Origin of the sequence: Streptomyces beijiangensis (genome assembly GCF_017315755.1) — a bacterium.
In the GTDB taxonomy this organism is placed as follows: Bacteria; Actinomycetota; Actinomycetes; order Streptomycetales; family Streptomycetaceae; genus Streptomyces; species Streptomyces beijiangensis.
In genome coordinates, this window is the sequence record NZ_JAFLRJ010000058.1 from 1 (window position 1) to 26,663 (window position 26,663).

18 protein-coding genes and 1 pseudogene are annotated in these 26,663 nt (G+C 69.6%); 6 read left to right on the forward strand and 13 right to left on the reverse strand.

Annotated elements, in window-relative coordinates:
- A pseudogene (locus J0695_RS06605) lies at positions 1-306 on the reverse strand (hypothetical protein); the annotation flags it as partial.
- A 303-nt stretch (positions 307-609) separates the two neighbouring features.
- Between J0695_RS06605 and J0695_RS06610 the strand changes: the two are divergent.
- Positions 610-1,599, forward strand: coding sequence for a helix-turn-helix domain-containing protein (locus J0695_RS06610; RefSeq protein ID WP_206960922.1), 990 nt, complete (start codon positions 610-612; stop codon positions 1,597-1,599).
- 97 nt (positions 1,600-1,696) lie between these two features.
- Here the strand turns inward: J0695_RS06610 and J0695_RS06615 are convergent, their stop codons facing one another.
- Positions 1,697-5,479, reverse strand: coding sequence for a S8 family peptidase (locus J0695_RS06615; protein WP_206960896.1), 3,783 nt, complete (start codon positions 5,477-5,479; stop codon positions 1,697-1,699).
- A 188-nt stretch (positions 5,480-5,667) separates the two neighbouring features.
- Between J0695_RS06615 and J0695_RS06620 the strand changes: the two genes are divergently transcribed.
- From J0695_RS06620 to J0695_RS06635, 4 genes are all read left to right on the forward strand, one after another.
- Positions 5,668-6,657, forward strand: coding sequence for a LuxR C-terminal-related transcriptional regulator (locus tag J0695_RS06620; protein ID WP_206960897.1), 990 nt, complete (start codon positions 5,668-5,670; stop codon positions 6,655-6,657).
- 37 nt (positions 6,658-6,694) lie between these two features.
- Positions 6,695-7,027 carry a DUF456 domain-containing protein gene (locus tag J0695_RS06625; protein ID WP_206960898.1) on the forward strand — a complete coding sequence of 111 codons (333 nt, stop codon included), beginning with the start codon at positions 6,695-6,697 and terminating at the stop codon, positions 7,025-7,027.
- 141 nt (positions 7,028-7,168) lie between these two features.
- Complete coding sequence (locus tag J0695_RS06630; protein ID WP_206960899.1) at positions 7,169-9,520, forward strand: glycosyl hydrolase family 95 catalytic domain-containing protein; 2,352 nt, start codon at positions 7,169-7,171, stop codon at positions 9,518-9,520.
- Positions 9,521-9,576: 56 nt separating this feature from the next.
- Entirely contained in the window at positions 9,577-9,942 is a 366-nt protein-coding gene (locus tag J0695_RS06635) for a PPOX class F420-dependent oxidoreductase (protein ID WP_206960900.1), read from the forward strand.
- Here J0695_RS06635 and J0695_RS06640 read toward each other — a convergent pair.
- The 6 genes from J0695_RS06640 to J0695_RS06665 form a co-directional block, all read right to left on the reverse strand.
- The gene (locus J0695_RS06640; protein WP_206960923.1) at positions 9,896-11,284 is read right to left on the reverse strand and encodes a bifunctional transcriptional activator/DNA repair enzyme AdaA; all 1,389 of its coding nucleotides are present in this window, start codon (positions 11,282-11,284) and stop codon (positions 9,896-9,898) included. The two genes, J0695_RS06635 and J0695_RS06640, sit on opposite strands and share 47 nt — an antisense overlap.
- Positions 11,285-11,341: 57 nt before the next feature.
- On the reverse strand, positions 11,342-12,463 hold the full coding sequence (gene rsgA / locus J0695_RS06645; protein ID WP_206960901.1) for a ribosome small subunit-dependent GTPase A: 1,122 nt from the start codon (positions 12,461-12,463) through the stop codon (positions 11,342-11,344).
- Positions 12,464-12,741: 278 nt separating this feature from the next.
- Entirely contained in the window at positions 12,742-14,472 is a 1,731-nt protein-coding gene (locus J0695_RS06650) for a ThuA domain-containing protein (RefSeq protein ID WP_206960902.1), read from the reverse strand.
- A gap of 20 nt (positions 14,473-14,492) precedes the next feature.
- Positions 14,493-17,345 carry a carbohydrate-binding protein gene (locus J0695_RS06655; protein WP_206960903.1) on the reverse strand — a complete coding sequence of 951 codons (2,853 nt, stop codon included), beginning with the start codon at positions 17,343-17,345 and terminating at the stop codon, positions 14,493-14,495.
- Between the two features lie 269 nt (positions 17,346-17,614).
- Positions 17,615-17,950, reverse strand: a complete 336-nt coding sequence (locus J0695_RS06660) for a cupin domain-containing protein (RefSeq protein WP_206960904.1) — start codon at positions 17,948-17,950, stop codon at positions 17,615-17,617.
- Between the two features lie 38 nt (positions 17,951-17,988).
- On the reverse strand, positions 17,989-19,188 hold the full coding sequence (locus J0695_RS06665) for an MFS transporter (RefSeq protein ID WP_206960905.1): 1,200 nt from the start codon (positions 19,186-19,188) through the stop codon (positions 17,989-17,991).
- 106 nt (positions 19,189-19,294) lie between these two features.
- Between J0695_RS06665 and J0695_RS06670 the strand changes: the two genes are divergently transcribed.
- Complete coding sequence (locus J0695_RS06670) at positions 19,295-19,633, forward strand: hypothetical protein (protein ID WP_206960906.1); 339 nt, start codon at positions 19,295-19,297, stop codon at positions 19,631-19,633.
- A gap of 39 nt (positions 19,634-19,672) precedes the next feature.
- Here J0695_RS06670 and J0695_RS06675 read toward each other — a convergent pair whose 3' ends face one another.
- From J0695_RS06675 to kdpA, 5 genes are all read right to left on the reverse strand, one after another.
- Positions 19,673-21,247 carry a right-handed parallel beta-helix repeat-containing protein gene (locus J0695_RS06675; protein WP_206960907.1) on the reverse strand — a complete coding sequence of 525 codons (1,575 nt, stop codon included), beginning with the start codon at positions 21,245-21,247 and terminating at the stop codon, positions 19,673-19,675.
- Between the two features lie 173 nt (positions 21,248-21,420).
- The gene (locus J0695_RS06680; RefSeq protein WP_206960908.1) at positions 21,421-22,107 is read right to left on the reverse strand and encodes a response regulator; all 687 of its coding nucleotides are present in this window, start codon (positions 22,105-22,107) and stop codon (positions 21,421-21,423) included.
- Between the two features lie 91 nt (positions 22,108-22,198).
- Positions 22,199-22,864, reverse strand: coding sequence for a potassium-transporting ATPase subunit C (locus tag J0695_RS06685; protein ID WP_206960909.1), 666 nt, complete (start codon positions 22,862-22,864; stop codon positions 22,199-22,201).
- A gap of 25 nt (positions 22,865-22,889) precedes the next feature.
- Positions 22,890-24,986 (reverse strand): potassium-transporting ATPase subunit KdpB, encoded by a 2,097-nt coding sequence (kdpB, locus tag J0695_RS06690; RefSeq protein WP_206960910.1) that lies wholly within the window; start codon positions 24,984-24,986, stop codon positions 22,890-22,892.
- Positions 24,983-26,662, reverse strand: a complete 1,680-nt coding sequence (gene kdpA / locus J0695_RS06695) for a potassium-transporting ATPase subunit KdpA (protein ID WP_206960911.1) — start codon at positions 26,660-26,662, stop codon at positions 24,983-24,985. The genes kdpB and kdpA overlap by 4 nt, the downstream gene beginning before the upstream one ends.
- Position 26,663 lies beyond the last annotated feature (1 nt).

A 26,663-nucleotide genomic window follows, 5' to 3' on the forward strand; every position in this document is an offset into this window, starting at 1 on the left:
CACCGGGGGCGCCCCGAAGCGCTGGGTGAAGCCCCACCCGCCGGGCGTGGCCTCGGCGTCGCCTTGGGGCGGTTCCCAGGGGGCGCGGGTGCGCTGAGCGGGGATGTCGTCGCGCGCGGGCGGCGGTGGGTCCTCCGGCGTCGCGGAAGCCCCGCTCACGGTGTCCGCGGCCGAGTCGAAGCGGTCGTCCAGGGTGTCGCCGCCGGTGGCGGGGCCGGTGTCGGTGGTGGCGTCGGGTGCGTCCTCGTACAGCTTGCTCCACCAGTCGTCCTCGGTGGCCGCATGCCTGTCCCCCTGCTGACTCATGCCCCTATTGTCCATCGATGGGCGGGGATTGGTACAGGGTGCGGGGAATTGACCGCCCGGCTGCACTCCCCCCACAGAAGAGCAGCCGGGCGGCGTTCGAGGGGTGACGCGTGCGGCGCGGGGCGCACGGTTCTCCGCAGAAGGACGCATACGGGGGCGAACAGAACCGGCTTACGTCAACGGTCTGTTGCATCGATGTGATCACCCTGGCAGAACCGGTCCCCGAGCAGCGATGATGTGCCGCGGCGGAAAACCGCCGTGGCACAGATCCGCCATTCCGACGTGAACGGAACGAGGTGCACCTTGCTCGGCGCCATAGGTCTCGACGACCTTCAGGAGACCGTCTACCGCGCGCTGGTGAATCTGGGCGCGGCCGAAGTCCCCGATCTCGCCCGTCGCCTCTCGCTCCCCGATTCCGATACGGAACGCGCGCTGCGCCGCCTGGAGCAGCACGGCCTCGCCGCCCAGTCCTCCGGGCGCACGGGCCGCTGGGTCGCCGCCCCGCCCGGGGTCGGTCTCGGCGCGCTGCTCACCCAGCAGCGTCACGAGCTGGACCAGGCGGAGCTGGCCGCGGCGCTGCTGGCCGAGGAGTACCGGTCGGAGGCCACCGCGCCCGCCGCCCTGGATCTGGTGGAAGTGGTCACCGGCGCCAGCGCGATCGCCCAGCGCTTCCTGCAGATGCAGCTCGGCGCGGCCGAGGAGATCTGCGGTCTGGTGACAGGGCCTCCGATCGCGGTCGCCTCGGACGAGAACGACGAGGCGGAGGAGCTGGCGACGACGCGCGGTGTGGTCTACCGGCTCGTCTTCGAGCGCGAGGTGCTCGAACTGCCCAATGCGATAGGCGAGTTGGCGGAGGCCTTGCGCCGCGGCGAGAGGCTCAGGGTGGCCGACCGGGTTCCGACAAAGCTGATCGTGGCGGACCGTTCACTGGCGATGGTCCCGATGACCGTGCACGAAGGTGTGGAACCGACGGCGATCGTCGTCCATGCGAGCGGGCTGCTCGACTCGCTGATCGGCCTCTTCGACTCGGTGTGGCGCGACGCGCTGCCGCTGCGGCTCGGTGAGGGCGGACAGGTCGTGGACGAGGAGTCGGGCGGCCCCGACTCGACCGATCTGGAGATCCTGTCGCTGCTGCTGGCCGGCATGACCGACGCGAGCGTCGCCAAACAGCTGGACCTGGGGCTGCGGACCGTACAGCGCAGGGTCAAAGGGCTGATGGAGCTGACGGAGGTCACCACCCGGCTCCAGCTGGGCTGGCACGCGTACGAAAAGGGCTGGGTGGCCCGGACCTGACCCCGGACCCGGACCCGGGGCCGGGCCCCGGCCCCGGACAATGGCCCGCCGGGCGCCCCACCCCCCACGGGAAGGACGCCCGGCGGACCGCTCGTGGCTAGCGCAACCCGTAAGCGCCCACCACGGTCTGGGTGACCGCGTTGCCTGCCGCGTCGGTCAGTTCGGTCTTCAGCGTGACGGTCTTCGTGATGTCGGCGCCCGCGTGATTCACGGTCGCCACCCACTTGCCGCCCTGCTTCGCGACCTTGGCCTCGGTCCAGGTCTTGCCCTCGTCGTACGAGTACGAGAGTGCGCCCTTGACCAGGGCACCCGGGGTGTAGCCCGCGTGACCCGTGGCGCTCAGCGTGATCTTCTGGCCGTCCTTCGCCGGGATGGTCTTCAGACCGTCCTCGGGCAGCTGGTAGACCGGGAAGAGGAGCGGAATGCCCTGCGAGTAGACGTTCTCGTCACGGTGCGAACGGAACGACCAGGTGGTGGACGTTCCGGTGGAACGCTGCCAGACCTTGGCCGGCTGCCCGAAACGCTCGGTGAAGAGGGTCAGTTCGTAGGCGCTGTCCTCGGCGGGAACCGTGAACACCCCGAACGGGTAGGGGCTGTCGCCGATCTGCTCGCCGTCGCGCTTCAGCACCATGCCGCCGATGTCGCCGAACCCACCGGCGATCCCGTCGTGCTCGCTGTCGCGCCAGAAGCCGGGGGCGACACCGATCAGGTTGTCCTGACGCTCACCGACCAGGGTCTCCTTGCCCGTGGCGGCGTCGTGCGGAGTGCCGGGGGCGACGACCCCTCCGTACCAGCTCTCCGTGACCTTCTGGCCTGCCTTGTACGTACGTTCCGGCGACACGATGGTCTCGCCGAAGGGGAGGCTGGAGGAGACCATCTGCGACCAGGCGGTCGAGCCCGGGGTGTAGTACTCGGTGCGGGTGCCCGGAGCCGGGACCCAGGCGAAGCCGGACACGTCCACGGGGGCCCCGTACGAGGGGGTGGCCTGGACGTAGTCGGAGTAGTCGGCCGCCACGCCCATGGCGCGGTAGTCGGCCTCGTTCCTGCCGAGCTTCCTGTCCTCGACCCGATAGGTGCGGTCGGAGGTGATCCGGCCGTCCTCGGGGAAGGCCAGGTTGTAGACGTACGGGCTCTTGGCGGTCGCCTTCCAGCGCAGCGTCACCGCACCGGTGGCGAGCTTGGCGATCAGCGCCTTGGCCTCGGTGGCCTCGACGGCCAGGGCGGGCAGCGGCGGAGCGCCGAAGAAGCTGGTGGCGGGCTGCCAGTTGCCTGCGGCCGCGCGGTGGGCGATGACGGCCTTGGCGCCCGCGTTCTTCGCGAGCTGAGCGACGGTCTGGAGGTTGGTGTCGTCGTCCGGGACCTCGACCAGGGCGATCTTCCCCTGCACACCGGCCGTGGCGAGCTCATCGGCCGTGCCCTTGCCTGCGTTCACCAGGGCTGCGGAGCCCGTGCCGTCCAGGTTGACCGAGCCCGTGCTCGCGGTGACCGGGTGGAGCGTGGGGCCGCCGACCGCCGAGAGGGACGAGATCTGCGGGGCGTACATGCTCCAGTAGCTGCCGAACTCGAACTTGCCGTTGCGGGCGTCCCCTTGGACGTCGGCGTAGTAGTCCTTGATGATCCCGGTCCCGGTGAGGGAGCCGGAGTGCAGCCAGTTCGGGTCCCAGGTGCGGCCGAAGGCGAGCGTGATGTTCTGGGCCTCGGACGGGCGGTCGGTCTTCACCGACAGCTGGTGGGCCTTGCGGGCGTCGAGGACGACGGTGGTGTCCTTGGTCAGCTTGAGCTGCGGACGGCCCACGAAGGAGACCGACTTGGGCAGTGCGCCCGTGGCGTCGGCCGTGTCGGGCGAGACGACGAAGGAGGAGAGGTAGTACTCGCCGGGGTGCACCTCGTACACCTGGTCGGCGGAGCCGTCGTTGTACCGGCGCTCACCGGTGCTGTCGTCGAGGCCGATCACGTCGACCGAGGAGGCGCCGGCCGCCGGCTTGCCGGTCCGGTCGATGACCTTGACCCGCAGGGTGACGGTCGTCGGCTGGACGTACAGGGCGAACGGCGTCGAGACGCTGACGCCCTTGGCGGTGGCCACGACACGGCCGGTGACGTCGCCGTACTGGCCGCCGGTCAGGCGCGCGGTCGGGTCGATACGCAGCGGGACCTTGACCGTGGCGCCGGCCGGGACAGTGACGGAGCTCTTGCCCAGCGAGGCGACGGACGACCGCACGGTGGTGCCGTCGTTGCCGGTCACCCGCTTCACCGCGAGGTTCAGCTTCACCGGCGTGGTGCCGGTGTTGGTGTAGGGGACCTCGACGGACGTCTTGTCGCTCTTGTCCTGGGGCCAGTTGAACGTGCCGCCCTGGACGGCGGGGGCGCCGAGGATCTGCTCGTCGATGGCGGCCTTCACATCGAGGCGGCCACCGCCGGTCTGCCGTACGTCGCCGGGAATGTCGGTCTGCGCGGAGGAGACCAGGGCCGCCTTGATCTGCTGGGCGGTCCACGCGGGGTGGCGCTGCTTCAGGATGGCGGCGGCGCCCGCGACGTGCGGGGTGGCCATCGACGTGCCGGACATGGACTGGTACGCGTACACGCCGCGGCCGCCCATGTTGGCCGCGGAGATGGCGACGCCGGGGGCGGCGATCTCGGGCTTGAGGGTGTGGGCGTTCAGGACCGGGCCGCGGCTGGAGAAGGACGCGGTGGCGTCTTCACTGTCGACGGCGCCGACGGTCAGCACGCTGGGGGCGCAGCCGGGCGAGGAGACGGTGTTGTTGTACGGGCCCGAGTTGCCGGCCGCGATGACGAACAGCGTGTCCTTGCTCTGGGCGAGCTGCTCGGTGGCGGCGCTCATCGGGTCGGTGCAGTCGAGCTCGCTCGGGTTGCCGAGGCTCATGGAGACGACGTCGGCCTTCTGGTCGACCGCCCACTGCATGCCGGCGATGATCCAGGAGTCCTGGCCCTCGCCGCTGTCGTTGAGGACCTTGCCGATGAGCAGGTCGGTACCGGGTGCGACGCCCTTCTCCACGCCGCCCTTGCTGGCCGCGCCCGAACCGCCGACGGTGGAGGCCGTGTGGGTGCCGTGGCCCTGGCGGTCCTCGGTGGTGGCGGAGTCGGTGAAGTTCTTGGAGTCGGTGACCCGGCCCTTGAGGTCGGGGTGCTCGAAGTCCGCGCCGGTGTCCAGGACGGCGACCTTGGTGCCCTTGCCGGTGAAGCCGGCGGCCCACGCCTGCGGGGCGTTGACCTGCTTCGTCGACTGGTCGAGCAGCGATTTGGCCTTGCCGTCGAGCCACAGCTTCTTGAGCGTGGAGACGGAGCGGGAGCGCGACGTGGTGATGTCCGCCCAGAAGTCGGCCGCCTTGGTCTTGTCGGCCTTGAGCGCGACGCCGCCGATCGAGTCGAGGACGAGTCCGCGCTGTGCGCCGCGCGGGGCGACGGGGGCGCTGCGGGCGACGTCGACGGAGCTGTTGTACGTGGCGATCAGCGGGATGGACTTGGCGTGCGCGTCGTCGTATCCCTGGGCGATGAGCCCGGTGACGTTGAAGAGCTGCTCGTCGACCTTGCCCGCGGCGATCGCGGCGGCCGCACCCTCGGGGTAGACGTACAGGTCCTTGCCGCTCTGCCGGGTCTCGACCAGCGGCCGGGTGCCGTCCTCCCGGGGCAGGGCGGTGGCGCTGCTGCGGCCCGAACTGCCCTTGGTCACCAGCACCTTGTCGCCGGTGACCAGTGTGACGGTGACGGGTTTGCCCTGCTTCTCCTGTGCGGCGTCGCTTCCGACCAGTGGTCTCTTCCCGGTCGCGTCGTCCTGCGGCGTGGCCGCTGACGGCGTGACCGCGGTGGCAGCCAGGACCGCGGCGATGGCCGCTCCCAAGGCTGTACGCGGTATCCGGCGCATCGTTCTCCCCAAGTCATTGCGGAAAATTGGGCACAAAGGCCCGTATTCCAGGTGCTGTTGGTGCTGCGGTGGCGCCACAGTGGCAGAGGGACGGCCGGTACGGAGAAGATGATCCTGGCGGGTATGCGCCGTGTCTGTTTCTCGCCGCGGCCCGCGGCGGAGCTGCGGTACGAAGGAGGGCGGCCGGGGTGCTGAAAGTGGTGGGGCTCGACGAGGGGCGCGAGTCGGCGTACCGCGCACTGGTGGTGCTGGGCTCGGCCGATGTGCCCGATCTGGCCCGGCGGCTGGCGCTCTCCGAGGCCGATACGGAACATGCGCTGCGCGGTCTGGAGCGGCAGCGCCTCGCCGCCAGGACGTCCGCCCGCTCCCGCCGCTGGGTGGCGGCGCCGCCGGAGGCCGCGCTGGGCGCGCTGCTCGCCCGGCAACGGCGCGAGCTGCAGCAGGCGGAGCGGGCGGCCGCGCTGCTCGCGGCGGAGTACCGGGGGGACCCGGCGGCGCCCGATGTGCACGATCAGGTCGAGGTGGTGACGGGTGCGAGCGCGGTCGCGCACCGCTTCCATCAGCTGCAGCAGGGCGCGGCACGGGAGGTGTGCGCGCTGGTCACGGCCCGCCCGGACGTGGTGACGGGCACGGAGAACGACTCGGAGGAGCCGGCCACCGTGCGCGGTGTCTCCTACCGGGTGGTCGTCGAGCGCGCGCTGCTCGCCACGCAGGGCGGTCGGGCCGAGCTGATGGCGGCGCTGAGCCGCGGGGAACAGGTGCGGGTCGTCGACCGCGTACCGACGAAACTGGTGATCGCGGACGGCAGCCGCGCCCTGCTGCCGCTGCTGGGGCGGAGCGCGGATCCGGCGGTGATGGTGAGCCGTGCGAGCGGGCTGCTCGAAGCGCTCATGGGGCTCTTCGAGTCGGTGTGGCGCGAGGCGCAGCCGCTGCGCATCGGACCGGACGGGCACACGCCCCGTGAGGTGACCGCCCGGCCGGACGCCACGGACCTGGAGATCCTCACGCTGCTGCTCGACGGGATGACCGATGTCAGCGTCGCCAAGCAGCTGGGCCTGGTCGAGCGGACGGTGCAGCGCAGGGTCAAGGGGCTGATGGAGCTGATCGGCGTCACCAGCCGGCTCCAGCTGGGCTGGCACGCGTACGACAGGGGCTGGGCGGCGGGCCGCCCCCGCTGAACCTGCGAGCACGCCGGACCTCCGGCACCCTTGGCAGATGAGTGTGTGGCAGCTCTTCGGCGTGGGCCTGGTGATGCTGCTCGGCCTGCTGGGCGTGCTGGCCCCCGGTGTGCCGGGCCCTGCGATGGTCTGGGCTGCCGTCGCCTGGTGGGCGCTGACCGACACCTCTCCGCTCGCCTGGGGCGTGCTGGCCGGTGCGACCGCCGTACTGCTGCTGAACCGGGCCCTGCGACCGCTCCTGCCCGCCCGCCGCCCCGCCGCCTCGGGAGCGCCACAGCGGATGCGGGCCGTCGGGACACCGGAGCGGGTGGAGCTCTACGCCTGCCTGCTGGTCGTGGGGGCATGGCTGGGCGCGCTCCTCTGGGGCTGACCGGCCGGCCTCGGAGACGAGGGCCCATAAGTCCCACACATCGGATCTCTCCCTAAGTATTGACGCTCTCTGACCTCTTGCCTACCTTCCATCCTGGGATTGCTCGGATGAATACATGGTTACGAGCCGCCAGGAGGCGCCGTGGAAAACGCACCAGTACCGTCCAGACGAACCGTTCTCGCCACCAGTACGGCGATCGGCGGCGCACTCCTGGCGGGTGGTGCCACAGCCGTCCCCGCCCAGGCCGTCCCCGCGCAGACCGCCGCGGCGCAGGAGCGGACCGGCGGACCCACCGCGGTCCGGTCGTCCGACGACAGCTGGCGCACGGTGCTCGCCGACGCCGATCTGCGCTGGCAGAAGATGCCGAAGACCTGGTACGAGGGCCCGTACCTCGGCAACGGCTACCTCGGTTCCGGCATCTACGCCGAGCCGGGCAGGAACGCCGTCCGCTTCAACGTCCAGCACTCCGAGGTCCAGGACCACCGCCCCGAATTCGGCTCCCTCTTCGGCCTGGCGCGGTTGCCCATCGGCTATTTCACCCTGGAGCCCGTCGGCACCATCACCGCACTCGACTGGCGCCTGGGCCTGCGCGACGCGGAGCTCACCGGCACCCTCACCACCGACAAGGGCACCCTCACGCTCCGCGCCCTGGTCCACAACTCGCTGTCCGTGATGGCCGTCGAGATCACCCCGAGCGAGGGCGAGAAGGACTTCCGCTGGGTCTTCCACCCGGCCGTCGCGATCAGTCCTCGCGCCGCCTCCAAGCCGCTGCCTGCCGGTTACGCGGCCAATCCCCCGGCCGTGGTCGAGGAGCACGACGGCGTGAGCGCGGCGGTCCAGTCGCTGCTCTCCGGCGGCCAGCACGTCACCGCCTGGCGCGAGCGGACGCGCGGGACCACGCGCACGCTGTACGTCACCGTCGCGCACTCCTTCCCGAAGACCACCGCCCGCGACCGCGCCGTGAAACTGGTGCGGGGTGCGGCCTCGGTCTCGTACGACCTTCACACCATGACCCACCGCGCCTGGTGGCACCGCTACTACCGCAAGAGCTTCCTCTCGGTGCCCGACGCACGGCTGCAGCGCTTCTACTGGATCCAGCTCTACAAGATCGCCTCGGCCGCCCGCGCGGACGCCCCGGTGATGGCCACCTCAGGACCCTGGCTGGAGCCGACGCCCTGGCCCGGCACCTGGTGGAACCTCAACGCGCAGCTCGAGTACTGGATGATCCACGGCTCCAACCACCTCGAACTCGACGCGCTGACCCGCTCGATCAGTGAGTACCGCCAGACGCTCGTCGAGACCACCGACCCCCGCTACCGCGCCGACTCGGCAGGCATCACCCGCACGACCGACATGACGCTCAACGCCGGTGGCCCGCTTGACGGTTCGACCTTCCCGCTGGGAATCCCCGGGCAGGCCACCCCCGTCCCCGAAGTCGGCTGTCTCACCTGGGCGCTGCACAACGTCTGGCTCAGCTACCGCCACACCATGGACGAGTCGATCCTGCGCGACACCGTCTTCCCGCTGCTGCGCAGGACCGTCAACTACTACCTGCACTTCCTGCAGCCGGGCGCGGACGGCAGGCTGCACCTCCCGCTCACCTACTCCCCCGAGTACGGCACCACGCCCGACTGCAACTTCGACCTGATGCTGCTGAACTGGGGTTGCCGCACCCTGCTCGAATCGGCCGAAACCCTCGGCATCAAGGACCCGTTGACGGCGCGCTGGCAGGAGGTGCTGGCCAGGCTCACCCCGTATCCGACCGGCCCCGACGGCCTGATGATCGGCGCGGGCACCCCTCTCGCCATCTCGCACCGGCACTTCTCGCATCTGCTCGCCGTCTATCCGCTGTACGAGATGACCGGCCGGACCGCCGACGAAATCGCCCTGATCGAGCGGTCGTTGAGCCACTGGGTCGGCTTCACCGGCGCTCTCCAGGGCTACACGTACACCGGCGCCTCGTCGATCTCCTCGCTGCTCGGCAAGGGCGAGGACGCGCTGAACTACCTCGGCGAGCTGATGACCAAGTACATCCAGCCCAACACCATGTACAAGGAGTCGGGCCCGGTCATCGAGACCCCGCTGGCCGCCGCGCAGTCGCTGCACGACATGCTCTGCCAGTCCTGGGGAGGAACCGTCCGCGTCTTCCCCGCGGTCCCCGCGGCCTGGGCCGAGCTGACGCTGCACGACTTCCGCACCCAGGGCGCCTTCCTGCTCAGTGCCGTACGGGAGAAGGGTGCGACCCGGTGGGTCAGCCTGACCAGCGAGGCGGGTGCGCCCTGTGTCGTACGCCATGGCATCGCGGGAGCGGTCGACGTCCGCGACCGGCACGGCAAGCGGCTGCGTTACGAGGACCTGGGCGACGCCACCGTCCGTATCCCGCTGCGCAAGGGCGAGTCCGCGCTCATCACCGCGGCGGGCGACCGCCCCGATCTCACGATCAGGCCCGTGGAGCCGAACGCGCCGGCGGCGGCCTGGGGACTGCCCGCCTGAAGTCCTAGGACCGATCTCCGATGCGCGGGGACGGGTACGCGCGCGATGCTGGGCCCATGAGCGAATTCAGCGAGGCGGAGCGCGCGTACCTGAAGTCCCAGCGGCTGGGGCGGCTGGCGACCGTGGACCCCAAGGGTCAGCCGCAGGCCAATCCGGTCGGATTCTTCCCGCAGGACGACGGCACGATCCTGATCGGCGGTTACGCGCTCGGGACGACGAAGAAGTGGCGCAACCTCCAGTCGAACCCGAAGGCGTCGCTGGTCGTCGACGACGTGGTGAGCCTGAAGCCGTGGACCGTGCGCGGGGTGGAGATCCGCGGCGAGGCGGAGCTGCTGAGCGGTCCCCACGACCTGGGACCGCACTTCAGCGAGGAGCTCATCCGTATCCACCCCGCCAAGATCCACAGCTGGGGTCTCGACTGAGATTCAGATGCTGTACGGCGTACGACCGCCAGGGCCGCCACGCCTCGTCGTCGGGGCCTCCCGCGGGTGCCACGTCGGGGTCGCCGAGGGCGCGCATCCGGATCAGCGCGGCGGTCTCGGAGCTCACCCCGTCGAGGGCGAGCAGGGCCTGCTCGGTCTCGTCGCGGTCTGCCCCGGGGTCCAGCCGTACGCCTTCGAGCAGTCCGAGTTCCGCCGCCTCCGGGAAGAGACGGGTGAGCCCGCCGCAGGGGTGGTCGATGACTTTCCCGTACGTCTCCACCAACTGCCCGGCGGCCTCGCGGCCCACGATCGCCCGTACCGCGAACTCCTCCGGGTCGGCGGTGCCCGGCGACCGCAGCCCAGGCCGCGCCGCCACGAGCGGGGCGAGCCGGGGGTCGGCGCCGAGGCGCTCGTCGATGGCGTACGGATCGGCGTCGAGGTCGAAGAGCCGGCGCAGACGCTGCACGGCGGTGGTGAGGTCACGCAGATCGAAGAGGTGGATGCGGGCGTCGAGCCAGCGACCGCCGGACTTCTCGTCGACGGCCGCGATGCCCGAGCCGTACGGCAGCCGCAGAGTGCGCCGGTAGGTACGGGCGCCGGGTGCGCCGACAACCTCCTCGACGCGGTCGATCGCCTCCCCGGCCAGCAGGTCGAAGGCCTCGCGCCGGGCATAGGCCCCGCGATAGGCCAGCCGCAAAGGGATGCCTGCGGAGACGCGCCCGCCCGCCCCCACCGCTTCCCGGACCTGGGGGCTTCCGGACCCCCGCTTGTCCTCAATCGCCGGACGGGCTTGGTTTCCCCTCAGCTCCGTAGGCGTGCTCGCGTAGATCTGGCGGATCGTGTCGTTGAACTGGCGCACACTCGCGAAGCCCGCCGCGAACGCGATCTCCGTGACGGGCAGCGCCGTGGTCTGGAGCAGCAGCCGTGCGGTGTGCGCGCGCTGGGCCCGCGCCAGGGCGACGGGACCGGCGCCGACCTCCGCCGTCAGCTGCCGCTGCACCTGTCGGGCGCTGTACCCGAGCCGCCCGGCGAGCCCCGGCACACCCTCCCGGTCGACGACCCCGTCACCGATCATGCGCATCGCACGCCCGACGGTGTCGGCCCGTACGTTCCAGGCCGCCGACCCCGGCACCGCGTCGGGCCGGCAGCGGCGGCAGGCCCGGAAGCCGGAGCCCTGGGCCGCCGCCGCGGTCGGGTAGAAGCGGACGTTCTTGCGCTTGGGGGTCACCGCGGGACAGCTCGGCCGGCAGTAGATCCCCGTGGTCTTCACGGCGAAGAAGAACTCCCCGTCGAAGCGCGCGTCGCGGCTGCTCACCGCCTCGTAACTGGTCTCGTCGTCCATCACGAGTCCAGTGTGCGGCAGCGCACGCGCCCCGGCTGGCGGGATTCGGACACCGCGTTACGGCTTGCGGACCTTGCCGCGCTTGGCCTCCATGTTGGCCCGCCCCTCCGCGCCCCTGGCCTTCCAGGTCTTGCGCATCTCGGCCCGCATCCGGGCGTCGGTCTTGGCGACGATGCGCCGGTTCTCGCGCATCAGCTTGCGGTAGCTCTCCATCCGCCGCACGGACAGCGAGCCGTCCTCGAGCGCGGCGAGCACCGCACACCCCGGCTCCGCCTCATGGGCGCAGTCGTGGAACCGGCATTCGGCGGCGAACGCCTCGATCTCGGAGAAGACCTGTCCGACCCCGGTCTCGGCATCCCACAATCCGACGCCACGCAGCCCCGGGGTGTCGATGAGCACTCCCCCGCCGGGCATCACGAGGAGGTTGCGGGTGGTGGTGGTGTGCCGGCCCTTGCCGTCGACGTCCCTGGTGGCCTGCACCTCCATGACCTCCGCGCCGAGCAGGGCGTTGGCGAGCGTGGACTTGCCGGCGCCGGAGACGCCGAGCAGCACGCTCGTACCTCCGGCGACGACCGCGGCGAGCACGTCGACCCCGTCACCGGTGGCCGAACTGACGGGCAGTACCTGCACACCGGGTGCCGTGTTCTCGACGTCCTCGACGAGGTACGAGAGCCCGGTGGCGTCCGGCACGAGGTCGGCCTTGGTCAGGACGACGAGCGGCTGGGCGCCGGACTCCCAGGCCAGGGCGAGGAAGCGTTCGATGCGCCCGAGGTCGAGCTCGACGGCGAGCGAGACCGCGATGATGGCGTGGTCGACGTTGGCCGCGAGGATCTGCCCCTCGGAGCGCTTGGACGAGGTGGAGCGCACAAAGGCGGTACGCCGCGGAAGCAGCGTCCGTACGTACCGCGGATCACCGGCAGGATCGACGGCGACCCAGTCACCGGTGCACACGACCTTCATCGGATCGCGCGGCACCACGAACTCGGTGTCGGCCCGCATCACGCCGTCGGCGGTGACGACATCGCACAGACCACGGTCGACCCGTACGACACGACCGGCCACCAGGCCCTGTTGGTCGTACGGAGCGAACTCGGCGGCCCAGCCCTCGTCCCACCCGTAGAGGGCGAGAGGGTGCTGAGCAGTGGAAACAGAAGACGAGTTGAACGAAGCGTTGAACAACGCGGGAAACCCTTCAAAGGGAGGTCCCGGCGAAGAAAAGGTGTCAGCCGGAGACCACAGGGATGAAAACGATGATGAACTCCTGAACGCGGGCAGCGCCCACCGCGGTGACAGTCATCAATGTCCTCACCTCCTGCTTCCTCGACGAATGAGCAGAACGATAACCCTGCCCCACGACACCGCGCCACCGAATAAATCCGGGACCTTTCGCACGACCCGCGGAGAGGGCCCCCGCGTTGCTCACCGGGGGCCCTCTCCGCCGCGAAGCTCCTCCGCCGCTACTGCTGCAGCGTGAAGGTGTCGACGTCGAAGAGTGAGCCCGATCCCCCGCTGAAGGTGAGGAACACCGGGCCGCTCGGCGTACCCGTCAGCGCGGTCGACACCGTCGCGAACGTCTCCCAGCCCCCGGTGTTCGGTACGGAGACCGACCCCACGACCGGGCCGCTCGCGGAGCCCGAGCGGATCTGGAGGGTGCCGCCCGCTCCGGCGGAGGAGACCCGTGCGGAGAACGTACGGGCTCCGGTGAGGGAGGCCTGCGCGTAGCCCGCCCAGTCGCCGTTCTCGATGTAGCCCAGCGTCCTGCCGCCGCTCGCCGGGGCGTGATCGGCGGCCTGGACGCCTTGGGACGACGTGTACGACTCGCCCTCGTACGTCGTGGCGGGAGCGGACGGACCGAGCTCCTTGATCCGGATGTCACGGAAGGAGATGTCGTCCCCGGCCGCGTGGTTCTGGATCCCGATGTATCCCTGCTGGAGGGAGCGAACGGGGTCCGTGTTGGTGAAGTCGTTGATCCTCACCCCGTTGAGGAAGACCTGGAGCCGCTCCCCCTCCACCCGGATCTCGTACGTGTTCCAGCTCCCCGGCGGGTTCAGCGCGCCGTCCCTGGCGGCCGTGTCCGCGGACTTGAAGCCGTAGACGGAGCCGGTGGTGCGGTCCGCGGAGTCGGTGGCGTCGATCTGGATCTCGTACCCCTGCTGGACCGCCGAGTTGGGATCTCCGGATGCCGGGAAGCCCACGAACACACCGGAGTTGTCGTCGCCCGGCATCCGCCAGTCCAGCTTCAGCGAGTACGACGCGTACTGCTTCGCCTGGTACCAGTACAGCCCCATGCCGCCCTGCGCGGACAGGGTCGCGTCGGCGGAGACGAATCCGCCGGGGCCGGCCTGCGACCAGCCCGCGGTCGAGCCGTCGTACAGAGGTGTGTAGCCCGTCTCGGCCCGGCAGTCGGCCTTGGCGAAGCCGGCCGCGTACCGGATGCCGCCGAGCAGGAGCGTGCGGAACGCGGGGTCCGCGTAGGACTCCTGGGTGTGGCCGAGTCCCGTGTAGAAGGAGCGGCCGGTGCCCTGCGGGTGGCACCAGGTGATCGGGTGGTCGCCCGCCATCTCGCCGCCGGAGTAGCTGCCCTCGTCGAGGCTCTGCAGGACGTGGGCGGTGGACCGCGGGTTGGTGCGGTAGTTGTACCACTCGTCGGTACGGCTCCAGGTCGGGCCCAGGTGCGAGGTGGCAGCGTGCGCGCGGTCCTCGGTTTTCACGGTGGCCTGCTGGATGGCCGGGTGGCTCTTGAACCAGGCGCCGACGAGCTGCTGGTAGTAGGGCCAGTCGTACTCGGTGTCGGCGGCGGCGTGGACGCCGAGGAATCCGCCGCCTCCGTCGACGTATCCCTGGAGGGCCGTCTGCTGGGCCGCGTCGAGGACATCACCGGTGGTGGAGAGGAAGACGACGGCCTTGAAGCGCGCCAGATTCAACGCGGTGAAGGCTGCGGAGTCCTCGGTGGCGGTGACCGTGAAGCTGTTGGCGGCTCCCAGGTCGCGGATGGCCTGGGTGGCGACCGGGATGGAGTCGTGACGGAAGCCCGCGGTCTTGCTGAAGACGAGCACCTGGTAGGCGGGGTCGGCGGCCTGGGCCTGCGGGGCGGGGCTCAGCATCGTCCCGGCGACGCCGAGAGCGAGGGCGAGCGCCGCCACGGCGCTGCGTGGTCGTGCGCGTAAGCGGTGGAACAGATGGGACATCACTGCCTCCTTCTTCGGAGTCACTTGGTGAGGGTCAGGGTGTCGATGTCGAACAGGGATCCCGAGCCGCCGGTGAAGGTGAGGAACAGCGCCCCGGAGGAGGCCGTTCCGGTCAGCGGGGCGGAGACGGTGGCGAAGGTTTCCCAGCCCCCGGTACCGGCCACCGCGACCGAGCCCAGGACCGCGCCGGTGGCGGATCCGGAGCGGATCGTGACCGTGCCGCCCGCCCCGGCCGAAGAGACCTTCGCGGAGAAGGTCTTGGTGCCGGCGGTGGCCACGGAGGCGTATCCGGCCCAGTCGCCGTTCTCGATGTAACCGAGGGTCTTGCCACCGCTCGCCGGGGCGTGGTCGGCGATCTGGACGCCCTGGGAGGAGGAGTACGACTCTCCCTCCACGGTCTGGCCCGCGCTCGCCGTGGTGAAAGTGAAGGTGTCGAGGTCGAAGAGGTTGCCCTGGCCCGTCGGCCCCTTGAAGACGAGGAACAGTTCGGTGGTGCCGGACGGCGCCCCGGTCAGGTTCGCGCTCACGTCGGCGAAGTTCTCCCAGCCGCCCGTCGGCGCCACGGTCGCGGTGCCGAGCAGCGTGCCCGTCGCCGAGCCCGCGCGCACCTCGAGGGTGCCGCCCGCACCGCCGGATGAGACCCGGGCAGTGATCTTGTTCGCGTTGCCGAGCACATACGGCTTGAAGGAGATCCAGTCGCCGTTGTCGGTGAATCCGACCGTGTTCCCGCCTTCCGCGGTCCCGTGCGCCGCGACCTGGACGCCGGACTGGGCGGAGAAGTGCTCGCCCTGCCGGTGGCGCGGCTGGAGGATGGCGGTGCTGTGGGTGGTCAGCCCGGCGCCGTCGGTGTACTCGGCGTCGAAGACCCCGTAGATGTTGGCGGCGCTGTCGTGTTCGCCGTCGGCCGGCACGGCGATGCTGCCGGAGCAGCCGGAGGTCTGGGTGATCTGGTGGCGGTGCTGGTCGTGGCCGAGAAGATAGGTGACCTTGACCTTGGAGCAGTCGACGGTCCCGTCCTCCGGGTCACTGGCGGTGACCTGGAAGGGAACGGTGTCGCCGAAGGAGAACAGCTGACCGTCCGTGGGACTCTGCAGGGTGACGGTGGGCGCGGTGTTGCCGGAGGTCACCACGAGGCTCGCTGTGCCGGTCAGGCCTTCCGGGTCCTTGACGGTGAGCGTCGGGTGGAAGGTGCCCTTGACGGTGTAGGTGTGGCTCGGGTTGGCGGAGGTGGATCCGGTGCCGTCGCCGAAGTCCCATGCGTACGTGAGGGACTTGCCCTCCGGGTCGGAACTGCCCGCCGAGGAGAACGCGACCGTCAGGGGCACACCGCCGGAGACCTTGTCGGCCGCGGCCTTGGCGATGGGGTTGCGGTTGCTGCCCGCGAGGTACTCGATGCGGTACAGGGCCTGGTTGTTGGCGCCCGTTCCGTAGTCGAGGACGTAGAGGGCGCCGTCGGGCCCGAAGGCCTCGTCCATGACCTGGGTGCCCGTCCAGGGGAAGTCCTCGATGACTCCGGGCGATCCGTCGGCCTTGACCTCGATCGCCTTGATCCATTTGCGGCCGTACTCGCCCGCGAAGAAGCGGCCGTCGAGCGACTGCGGGAACTTCACCGCGGAGTTGAGATTCGCGTCGTACCGGTAGACGGGTCCGCCCATGGGCGACTCGGAGCCGCTGCCGAACTCGGGCGGCGAGCCCGCGTCTCCGGCGTATCTGATCCAGGCGGACTTGGCCGGCGGCAGGGTGGACTGCCCGGTGTTACGGAAGGAGTTGTTGGCGGCGCCGCCCGCGCAGTTGTACTTGCCCGCCGATGGGCCGCTCGGGAAGGTGTACTCGCCGTAGGTCTCGTTGGCCGTGTTCGTGCCGGTGCAGTACGGCCAGCCGTAGTTGCCGGGGGCGGTGATCCGGTCGAACTCGACCTGCCCGCTGGGGCCGCGGGAGGCGTCGGTGGAGCCCGCGTCGGGGCCGTAGTCGCCGAGATAGACGGTGCCGGTGGCCTTGTCGACGGACATCCGGAACGGGTTGCGGAAGCCCATCGCGTAGATCTCGGAGCGCGTGTTGGCCGTCCCCGGGGCGAACAGGTTGCCTGCGGGGACGGTGTAGCCGCCGGCGGCTGTCGGTTTGATGCGCAGGACCTTGCCCCGCAGGTCGTTGGTGTTGCCGGCGCTGCGCTGGGCGTCGAACTGCGGGTTGCGGTCGGTGCGTTCGTCGAGGGGCGCGTAACCGGCCGAGTCGAACGGGTTGGTGTCGTCGCCGGTGGTCAGGTACAGATTCCCGGCGGCGTCGAAGTCGATGTCACCGCCGACGTGGCAGCACTGCCCCCGGTCGTTGGCGACCTCCAGGACGACCTTCTCGCTCGCCATGTCGAGCGTGCCGTCGGTCTTCAGGGTGAAGCGGGAGAGGTTCAGGTGCCCTTTCCAGGGCGCGAAGTCGGTGGCGGTGCCGGTGGTCGGCGCGTCTCCGGCGGGGGTGGTGAGCTTGGGCGAGTAGTAAAGGTAGAGGTAGCGGTTGGCGGCGAAACCGGGGTCCGCGGCCACACCCTGGAGCCCCTCTTCGTCATGGGTGTAGACGTCCAGCTTGCCTGCGGTCCTGGTGTTGCCTGCGGCGTCGGTGTACCGGAGCATGCCGTCGCGGGCCGTATGGACGACCGCACGGTCGGGCAGTACCGCGAGCGACATCGCTTCGCCCAACTCGGCGGATCCGACAGCGAGTTGCACCTGCTGGTAGTCGCCCGGCGGAATGACGGCGGCGGCCCGCGTCACGGGCTGGGCGGCGGCGGGCCCGGCGATGGTCCCGCCGCCCACCAGCAGGCCGAGGGCGACGAGCCACCGGGCCAGTCTGCGTCTGGAGCGGGTCGGTCGTAAGAGTTCCGACATGAGCTTCCTTCCTGACCGTGCGAGGGGGGAAGCGCGCCGGATGAGGGCATGACAAACATCGCTCTGGCGCGCCCCTGGGGGAAACTCCCTCCGGGGCGACGTCCCGTCACCTCGGAGAGGCCGTGCCGAACCGTGCGGAGGTTCTCGATACGTGCGATACGTGCGATCCGTGCGAGTTCCGCATGCTGGCAACGCGCCATTAATTTGTCAATGGCCTACACAAATCAGGGAGTTGACGCCCCTGGGTGCCCCCGCCCGGGGCGTCGCAGTCAGCTGTGGCGCCTGGCCACCGTGAGCAGGACGACCGAGTCCTCCAGGGCTTCGAGCCCATGGACGGCGTCCGGAACGGGCAGCAGGTCATAGGGGCTGCCTTCCCAGGACTGGTCCCCGGCGGTGAGCCGGACCCGCCCTCGGACGACCAGAACGGTCGCGTCACCGGGGTTCTGGTGGTCGGAGAGCGACGTGCCCGCGCCGAGCGCGATGAGGGTCTGGCCCAGCGTGCGCCCGTGTCCGCCGTAGACGGTCCTGGCGCTGCGGCCCGCGTGCGCATCGGGTGCGGCGGCCAGCAGCTCGTCGGCGAGGGGGCCCAGGGAGGCGATGTCCATGCACTCCACCGTAGGTGCGTCACCCCGGTACCGCGCGGTCAGCCCGCCCGGGTGGTGCGCATCTTCCCGTACGCGTAGACACAGCCGGCCAGCGCCAGGTCGGAGAGCAGCATGAAGCCGATGGAGTACGAGCCCTTCGCGCTGTAGATGGCGCCCATCAGCAGCGGCGGGACGAAGCCGCCCAGGCCGCCCATCGCCCCGACGATGCCGGTGACGCTGCCCACCTGCGGCTGCGGCGTCACCTGGGAGACCAGCGCGAAGACACTGCCGCTCGCCGTGCCGAGCCCTGCCGCCATCCCCAGGAAACAGATCGTGCCCATCGGGCTCAGCGTCGGGTCGAAGGCCTGGACGATCGCGAGGAGGGCGACCAGGGCAAGGGCCCAGGCGGTCACGACCGCGGGGTGGACCCGGTCCGCCAGCCAGCCGCCGATCGGCCGGAAGGCCACGGTGACCAGGGCGAAGCCGGCCGCCCTGGTGCCTGCTTCGGTGGGACTCAGGTCGTACCAGGTCTTCAGGTACGTCGGCAGATAGACGCCGAAGGCGACGATGCCGCCGAAGCCGATCGCGTACAGCACGGAGAGCTCCCAGGTCACGCGCAGCCGCCCGGCCTCACCGAGCCGGGTGCCCAGGGAGGTGGTCGGCACCGGCCGGTCCGGGCGGTCGGTGATCGTCACGGCGGCGAGCACCGCGAAGGCCGCGAGCGCGATGGCGACGATGAGGAAGGGGAGGGTCTCGCCGTGCTTGGCGATGCGCGGGGTGAAGTACCCGGACAGCGCCACACCGCCCATGCCCATGCCGAACACACCCAGCGCGAAGCCCCGCCGGGCGGGCGGAAACCACGAGTTGACGAGCGGGATGCCGATCGCGAAGGTCGTACCGCCCAGGCCGAGCAGAAATCCGACCGCCAGCATGGCCCCGTAGGAATGACGGGCCGGAATCAGCAGCAGGACGGGCACGATGGTCAGCGCGGAGACCAGCGGGAACATCAGCCGCGCCCCGTACCGGTCGGTCAGCGCACCCACCGGAATCCGGCCGAGTGAACCGACGATCACCGGGATGGCGACGAGCAGCGACTGCTGGACGGAACTCAGCCCGAGCCTGTCCTTGAAGTCGCTGCCGAGCGGCGCCACCAGATCCCACGCCCAGAAGGTCAGTGTGAAGCCGAGTGTCGCCACGGCAAGATTGCGATACGCGGCCGCCGGCGGCTTACCGTCAGCCGCCGGAGTGCCGACGATCATGGCCCCAGGACAGCATGGGGCCGATACCGTCGCAACTTCATGCACCTGCGCCCCCGGTCGGCGCATCCGGCTGAACTGATCTCCGTGGCCGCTCATACTCGGATGCGTGGACTTCAGGGTGAAAACCTTTGCGGCCGAGGCGAGCCTCCGGCTGGGTGGCGTTCTGGAGGCGCTCGGGTTCACCGGCCCCGAGGATGTGCCCAGTCGCGACCGGTATCCGCTGCAGATCACCGTGCGGTACCGCCGATCCGATGCGGTGGTCGAGACGCGCCTGACTCTGGGGTACATGGGTGAGCATGACGTCCACACCTCATTGCTGTGGATCGATGACGACTGCAAGGTCGAGGTCGGCACCACGACGGCCCACACCGGCTACCAGATGCGCCGCGGACTCGACATACACGCGCGGGCCGTTCCTGCCCTGCTCCAGGCCGGTCCGCCCTGATGTACGGGGCGGACCGGCACCGGAGTGCTGCGGGGACGGTTACGGCGTGACGACGCTGCCGCCGAACGTCACCGCGAGGTGGCCGTCCGCCGCGAAGGACCAGCCCAGGGCGCCCGCGTACGCGGAGCACCGGGATCCATTCGTACCCGACCAGAACTGGTTCGAGCTGTCGGCGTTGCCGACGGTCTTGTCGTTCGATCCGCTGACGTCGAAACGGCACGAGGTGTTGGTCCGGAACACCGAAGTACCGGCGTCGAACGAGAAGTTGCGCTCGGCGTTGTCGATGCCCACGTTGTTCGAGATGGCCATCGTGCCGGGGTTGCTGTTGTACGTGAATCCGTGGTGGCCGTTGCCGTACGCGATGCTGTGCTGGACGGCGTGGTTGACCGCGATGTCGTCGCCGCCGAGCTTGTAGCCGTTGCGGTCGCCGTTGGAGTTCACGGTGCCGTCGGAGAGCGTGCCGTTGTTGTACGACAGGGAGTACTCGATGGTCACCGGGCCGATCGCGCCCGTGTCGGTCTTGGTGTAGAGGTCCCAGCCGTCATCGATGTTGTTGTGGGAGACGTCGTACCGGAAGACGTTCCCCGTGCCGGTGGTGAGCTTCGCGGCGAACCCGTCGGCGTCCTCGCCGTCGGAGTCGGCGTTGTCGTGCGACTCGGCGCTCACGATCAGGTTGTTGGACGGCCACTGGGAGCTGGGGGTGGTGGAGGCGATCCGGCCGAGCTGCAGCCCCGAGTCGTGGTTGAAGCGCGTCACCGTGCGCTCGACGACGTTGTTGCTGCCGCCGACGTAGATCCCGTTGTCACCGGCGTGCTCGACGACGAGGCCGTAGAGGTGCCAGTACGAGGCGTTCAGCTGGAGTCCGCGGTTGGTCGAACTCTCGCTCTGCGCCGAGAAGTTCAGCACCGGGGTCTCGCCCGGATAGGCGGACAGGGTGGTGCGGGCGCCGGAGGTTCCGTCGCTGCCGACCGGGACGGTGACGGTCGAGGAGTAGCTGTACGTTCCGCCGCGCACGTAGATCGTCCCGCCGGGAGCGACGCGGCTGATCGCGGACGGGAGCGTCGTGGGGGCGGCCTGCGTTCCGGCCGCGCTGTCGATGCCGTTCGTGGCCACGTACAGAGCGGTGGACGCCGGGGGCGTGACAGCGCCCGTATCGGCGTCGAGGTAGTCGATGTTGGGCAGGCCCGCGGCGGCGGTCGGGCTGAAGCGGATGGTGTTGCTGCCCGAACTCACCGGCACCGACAGCGTCTTCGTCGTCCACGTCCCCCACGCGCCCGTGCTCTCGAACGACACCGCCGTTGCCGACCCGCCGTTCACGGTGAGGGTCGCGGGGCGTGCGGCGGTGGTCCCGTTGGCGAAGCGGGCCTTCAGTGTCGCCGTGCCCGCGGTGGCGGCGTTCACGGTGAACTGCGCGGAGGCGCCCACCGCGTTGGTGGCGTTGCAGAACCCGGTGCCGGAGTAGCCGGTCCAGTCGGAGTCGATGGTGCCGGTGCACACGGCCGGGGAACTCTCGGCCTCGAAGCGGACGGACGCGGCCTGCGCCGTGGCGCCTGGCAGTGCGAGAAGCGCACCGGCTAACAGACCGGCGCAGGCGATGGCGGCTCTCAGTCTCATCGTTCTCCTCCATTGTGACTGGTTCGACTACATGAACAAGCGGCGTGGAATGGCGTCCCATCCGGAGCTAGAAAGCGCTATCTTTGGACGCTAAATGGTCGCCATGATCACGTCAATGGTTATGTACATGATCGATGTTCATCATCATGAACTTTTGACCTGGAGAACGCGGTTCACATCTCGAACCGGTAGCCCATGCCCGGCGCGGTGATCAGATGCCGCGGATGCGACGGGTCCGCTTCGAGCTTGCGCCGCAACTGGGCCATGTAGACGCGGAGATAGTTGCTCTGCGTCCGGTAGCCGGGCCCCCAGACCTCCTCAAGGAGCCGGCGCTGGCTGACCAGCCGGCCGCGGTTGCGGACGAGTACCTCGACCAGGTGCCACTCGGTCGGGGTGAGCCGGACGTCCCTGCCGCCGCGCCTGGCCTTCTTCGCGTACAGGTCGAGCGTGAAGCCCTGGGTGGTGACGATTCCCCCGCCCTCATCGGGGCGCGTGCCGGGCCCGGTGCGGCGGGTGGCCACGCGCAGGCGGGCGAGCAGCTCGTCCATACTGAAGGGCTTGGTGATGTAGTCGTCGGCGCCGGCGTCCAGCGCCGCGACCTTCTCGTCGGACGTACTGCGCGCGGAGACCACCAGGACGGGCGCCCGGGACCAGCGGCGCAGCGTCTTCAGTACGTCGAGGCCGTCCATATCGGGCAGCCCGAGGTCGAGCAGCACGGCATCGGGTGGATTCTCGGCAGCCAGGGCCAGCGCGGTCTCCCCGTCGGGCGCGGCATCCACGACGTACTTCCGCGCCCTGAGATTGATCTCGAGCGCCCGTACGAGCTGTGGTTCGTCCTCCACCACCAGCACCCGGGTCATCGGTGTGCCGCCTTTCTGTCGTGCGGAGGGGCGGGAGCCGGCGGGCAGGACGAACCCTGGCCGCCGGCTTCCGCCCCTCGCTGTAAAGCGGTCACTTCTGGGTGAGTTCCCGCAGTGCGACGTTGAGTTCGAGGACGTTGACCGTCGGCTCGCTCATAAAGCCGAGGAGGCGGCCGCTGGTGTGGTCGGCGACGAGCTTGTCGACCTGGTCCACCGTGAGGTGGTTGAGTGCGGCGATCCGGTGGATCTGGATCTTCGCGTACTGGGGAGAGATCGCCGGGTCGAGACCCGAGCCCGAGGACGTGACGGCGTCGGCCGGGACGTCCGAGGGCTTGACCGTGTAGCCGTTGACCGAGTTGTCCTTGACGACGGCGGCCTTGGCGTCGGTGACCCACTTGATCAGGTCGGCGTTGTCACCGGAGCGGTTCGTGGCGCCGGACAGGATCAGCGTGTACTGGGTGTTGACGCTGTTGGAGCCGAGGCCGTTGGAGGGACGCGGCTGGAACCACTTGAGGTCGGGCGCGGGGGTCTCCTCGCCCTTCTTCAGCGGGAGGTTGTACGTCTGCCCGATGAGTGAGGAGCCGACGACCTTGCCGTTCTCCTTGATCTCGGAGCCGTTGGCCTTGTTGCCGAAGGCGGCCTGGGCGATCCCGGTCACGACGAGCGGGTAGATCACGCCGCACACGACGGTCATGACGAGCAGGGCTCGGAGCCCGGCCCAGAGCAACCTGCCTGCGCTGCTTACGGAGTTGTTCATGGCTGATCAGCACGCTTTCTGAAAGTCACAGCCCGGGGATGAGGGAGATGAGGAGGTCGATGATCTTGATGCCGACGAACGGTGCGACCAGGCCGCCGATCCCGTAGATCGTGAGGTTGCGGCGGAGCATCTTGTCGGCGCTGGTCGGCTTGTACTGCACGCCCTTCAGGGCCAGCGGCACCAGCGCGATGATGATCAGCGCGTTGAAGATGACGGCGGAGAGGATCGCCGACTCCGGGCTGGCCAGGTGCATGATGTTCAGTTTGTCCAGGCCCGGGTAGACCACCGCGAACATCGCCGGGATGATCGCGAAGTACTTGGCGACGTCGTTGGCGATCGAGAAGGTCGTCAACGCGCCCCGGGTGATGAGGAGTTGCTTGCCGATCTCGACGATCTCGATGAGCTTGGTCGGGTTCGAGTCGAGGTCGACCATGTTGCCGGCCTCCTTCGCGGCCGACGTGCCCGTGTTCATCGCGACACCGACGTCCGCCTGGGCGAGGGCAGGCGCGTCGTTCGTACCGTCGCCGGTCATCGCGACGAGCTTGCCGCCCGCCTGCTCGCGCTTGATCAGCGCCATCTTGTCCTCGGGGGTGGCCTCGGCGAGGAAGTCGTCCACGCCCGCCTCCTCCGCGATCGCCTTGGCGGTCAGCGGGTTGTCACCCGTGATCATGACGGTCTTGATGCCCATGCGGCGCAGCTCGTCGAACCGCTCGCGCATGCCCTCCTTGACGACGTCCTTGAGGTGGATGACCCCGAGGACGCGCGCTCCCCGCTCGTCGTTGACGGCGACCAGCAGCGGGGTGCCGCCTGCCTGCGAGATGGTGCTGGAGAGGGTGTCGGCGTCCTCGGAGACCGTGCCGCCCTGCTCCTTGACCCAGGCGACGACCGAACCGGTCGCCCCCTTGCGGACCTTGCGCCCGTCCACGTCCACACCCGACATCCGGGTCTGCGCGGTGAACTCGATCCATTCGGCCTGCGTCAGCTCGCCCTGGTGGCGCTCGCGCAGTCCGTACTTCTCCTTCGCCAGTACGACGATGGAGCGGCCCTCCGGGGTCTCGTCGGAGAGCGAGGAGAGCTGGGCGGCGTCGGCGACCTCCGCCTCGGTGGTGCCACTGACGGGCACGAACTCCGAGGCCTGGCGGTTGCCGAGGGTGATGGTGCCGGTCTTGTCGAGCAGCAGTGTCGACACGTCGCCCGCGGCCTCGACCGCCCGGCCGGACATGGCCAGGACGTTGCGCTGGACCAGGCGGTCCATGCCCGCGATGCCGATCGCGGAGAGCAGCGCCCCGATCGTTGTCGGGATCAGGCAGACGAGGAGCGCGGTGAGCACGATCATCGACTGCTCCGCGCCGGCGTACGTCGCGAAGGGCTGCAGCGTGACGACCGCGAGCAGGAAGACGATGGTGAGCGAGGCGAGCAGGATGTTCAGCGCGATCTCGTTCGGCGTCTTCTGCCGGGCCGCGCCCTCGACCAGGGCGATCATGCGGTCGATGAAGGTCTCGCCGGGCTTCGTCGTGATCTTGATGACGATCCGGTCGGACAGCACCTTCGTACCGCCGGTGACGGCACAGCGGTCGCCGCCCGACTCCCGGATGACGGGGGCCGATTCACCGGTGATGGCCGATTCGTCGACCGAAGCGACGCCCTCGACGACGTCACCGTCGCCGGGAATGATGTCGCCCGCCTCGCAGACCACCAGGTCGCCGATGGTCAGCGCGGTGCCGGGCACCTGCTCCTCGACACCGCCCTTCATACGGCGGGCGACGGTGTCGGTCTTGGCCTTGCGCAGCGTTTCGGCCTGCGCCTTGCCGCGCCCCTCTGCCACCGCCTCCGCCAGGTTGGCGAAGATCGTGGTCAGCCAGAGCCAGCCGGCGATCGCCCAGCCGAACCAGCTGCCCGGGTCCTTGATCGCGAAGATCGTGGTCAGTACGGAACCGACCTCGACGACGAACATCACGGGGGACTTGACCATCACCCGCGGGTCGAGCTTCCTGACCGCGTCAGGGAAGGACTTGATCAGCTGCTTCGGGTCGAACAGGCCGCCGCCGACACGGCCGGCTTCCGGCTTGTGCCCGGTGGGCGCGTCCTGGTGGGGAGCACGGGCCGGAGTGAGGGTACTCATGACGCCAGCCCTTCAGCGAGCGGTCCCAGCGCGAGCGCGGGGAAGTAGGTCAGTCCTGCGACGATCAGGATGGTGCCGACGAGGAGCCCGCTGAACAGCGGCTTCTCGGTACGGAGGGTGCCCGCGGTCTCGGGGACCGGCTTCTGCTCGGCGAGCGAGCCCGCCAGCGCCAGGACGAACACCATCGGCAGGAATCTGCCGAGGAGCATCGCGAGACCGATCGTGGTGTTGAACCACTGGGTGTCGGCGTTCAGCCCGGCGAAGGCCGAACCGTTGTTGTTGGCGCCCGAGGTGTAGGCGTACAGGATCTCGGAGAAGCCGTGCGCGCCCGAGTTGGTCATCGAGTTGCCGGGGGTGGGCAGCGCCATCGCCGCGGCGGTGAAGCAGAGCACCAGCGCCGGGGTGATGAGGATGTAGCAGGCCGCGAACTTGATCTGGCGGGTGCCGATCTTCTTGCCCAGGTACTCGGGTGTACGGCCGACCATCAGACCCGCGATGAACACCGCGATGATCGCCATGATCAGCATTCCGTAGAGCCCGGACCCGGTACCACCGGGTGCGATCTCGCCGAGCTGCATGCCGAGCATCGTGATGCCGCCGCCGAAGCCGGTGAAAGAGGAGTGGAAGGAGTTGACCGCGCCGGTCGAGGTGAGTGTGGTGGCGACCGAGAAGATCGACGATCCGGCGATGCCGAACCGGTTCTCCTTGCCCTCCATCGCGCCGCCGGCGATGTCGAAGGCCGGGCCTCCGTGGTGGAACTCGGTCCACATCATCAGGGCGGTGAAGCCGACCCAGATCGTCACCATCGTCGCCAGGATCGCGTAACCCTGCTTGATGGAGCCGACCATGCGCCCGAAGGTGCGGGTCAGGGCGAACGGGATGACGAGGATCAGGAAGATCTCGAAGAGGTTCGAGAAGCCGCTCGGGTTCTCGAAGGGGTGGGCGGAGTTGGCGTTGAAGTAACCGCCGCCGTTGGTGCCCAGCTCCTTGATGGCCTCCTGCGAGGCGACCGCGCCGCCGTTCCACTGCTGCGAACCCCCCAGGCTGTGCTCATTCAAAAACTGGCCGACGTCGTGGATGCCGGAGAAGTTCTGGATGGCGCCGCACGCGACCAGCACGACAGCGGCGATGGCCGCGATCGGGATGAGGATGCGGACGGTGCCGCGCACCAGGTCGGCCCAGAAGTTGCCGAGCTCACCGGTGCGGGAGCGGGCGAAGCCGCGTACCAGAGCCACCGCTACGGCGATCCCCACGGACGCCGAGAGGAAGTTCTGCACGGCCAGGCCGCCGGTCTGTACGACGTGGCCCATGGCCTGCTCGCCGTAGTACGACTGCCAGTTGGTGTTGGAGACGAAGGACGCGGCGGTGTTGAACGCCTGGTCCGGGTCGATCGAGGAGAAGCCGAGCGAGCCGGGGAGCGAGCCCTGGACGCGCTGCAGCAGGTAGAGGAAGAGAACGCTCACGAACGAGAAGGCGAGGACACCGCGCAGATAGGCGGGCCAGCGCATCTCGGTGGTGGGATCGGCACCGATGGCCTTGTAGATCCACTTCTCGACCCGGAGGTGCTTGGTCGAGGAGTAGACGCCGGCCATGTAGTCGCCGAGCGGACGATAGGCCAGTCCGAGCGCCACTGCGAGCGCGAGGAACTGGAGCACACCAGCGAGGACAGGAGACATG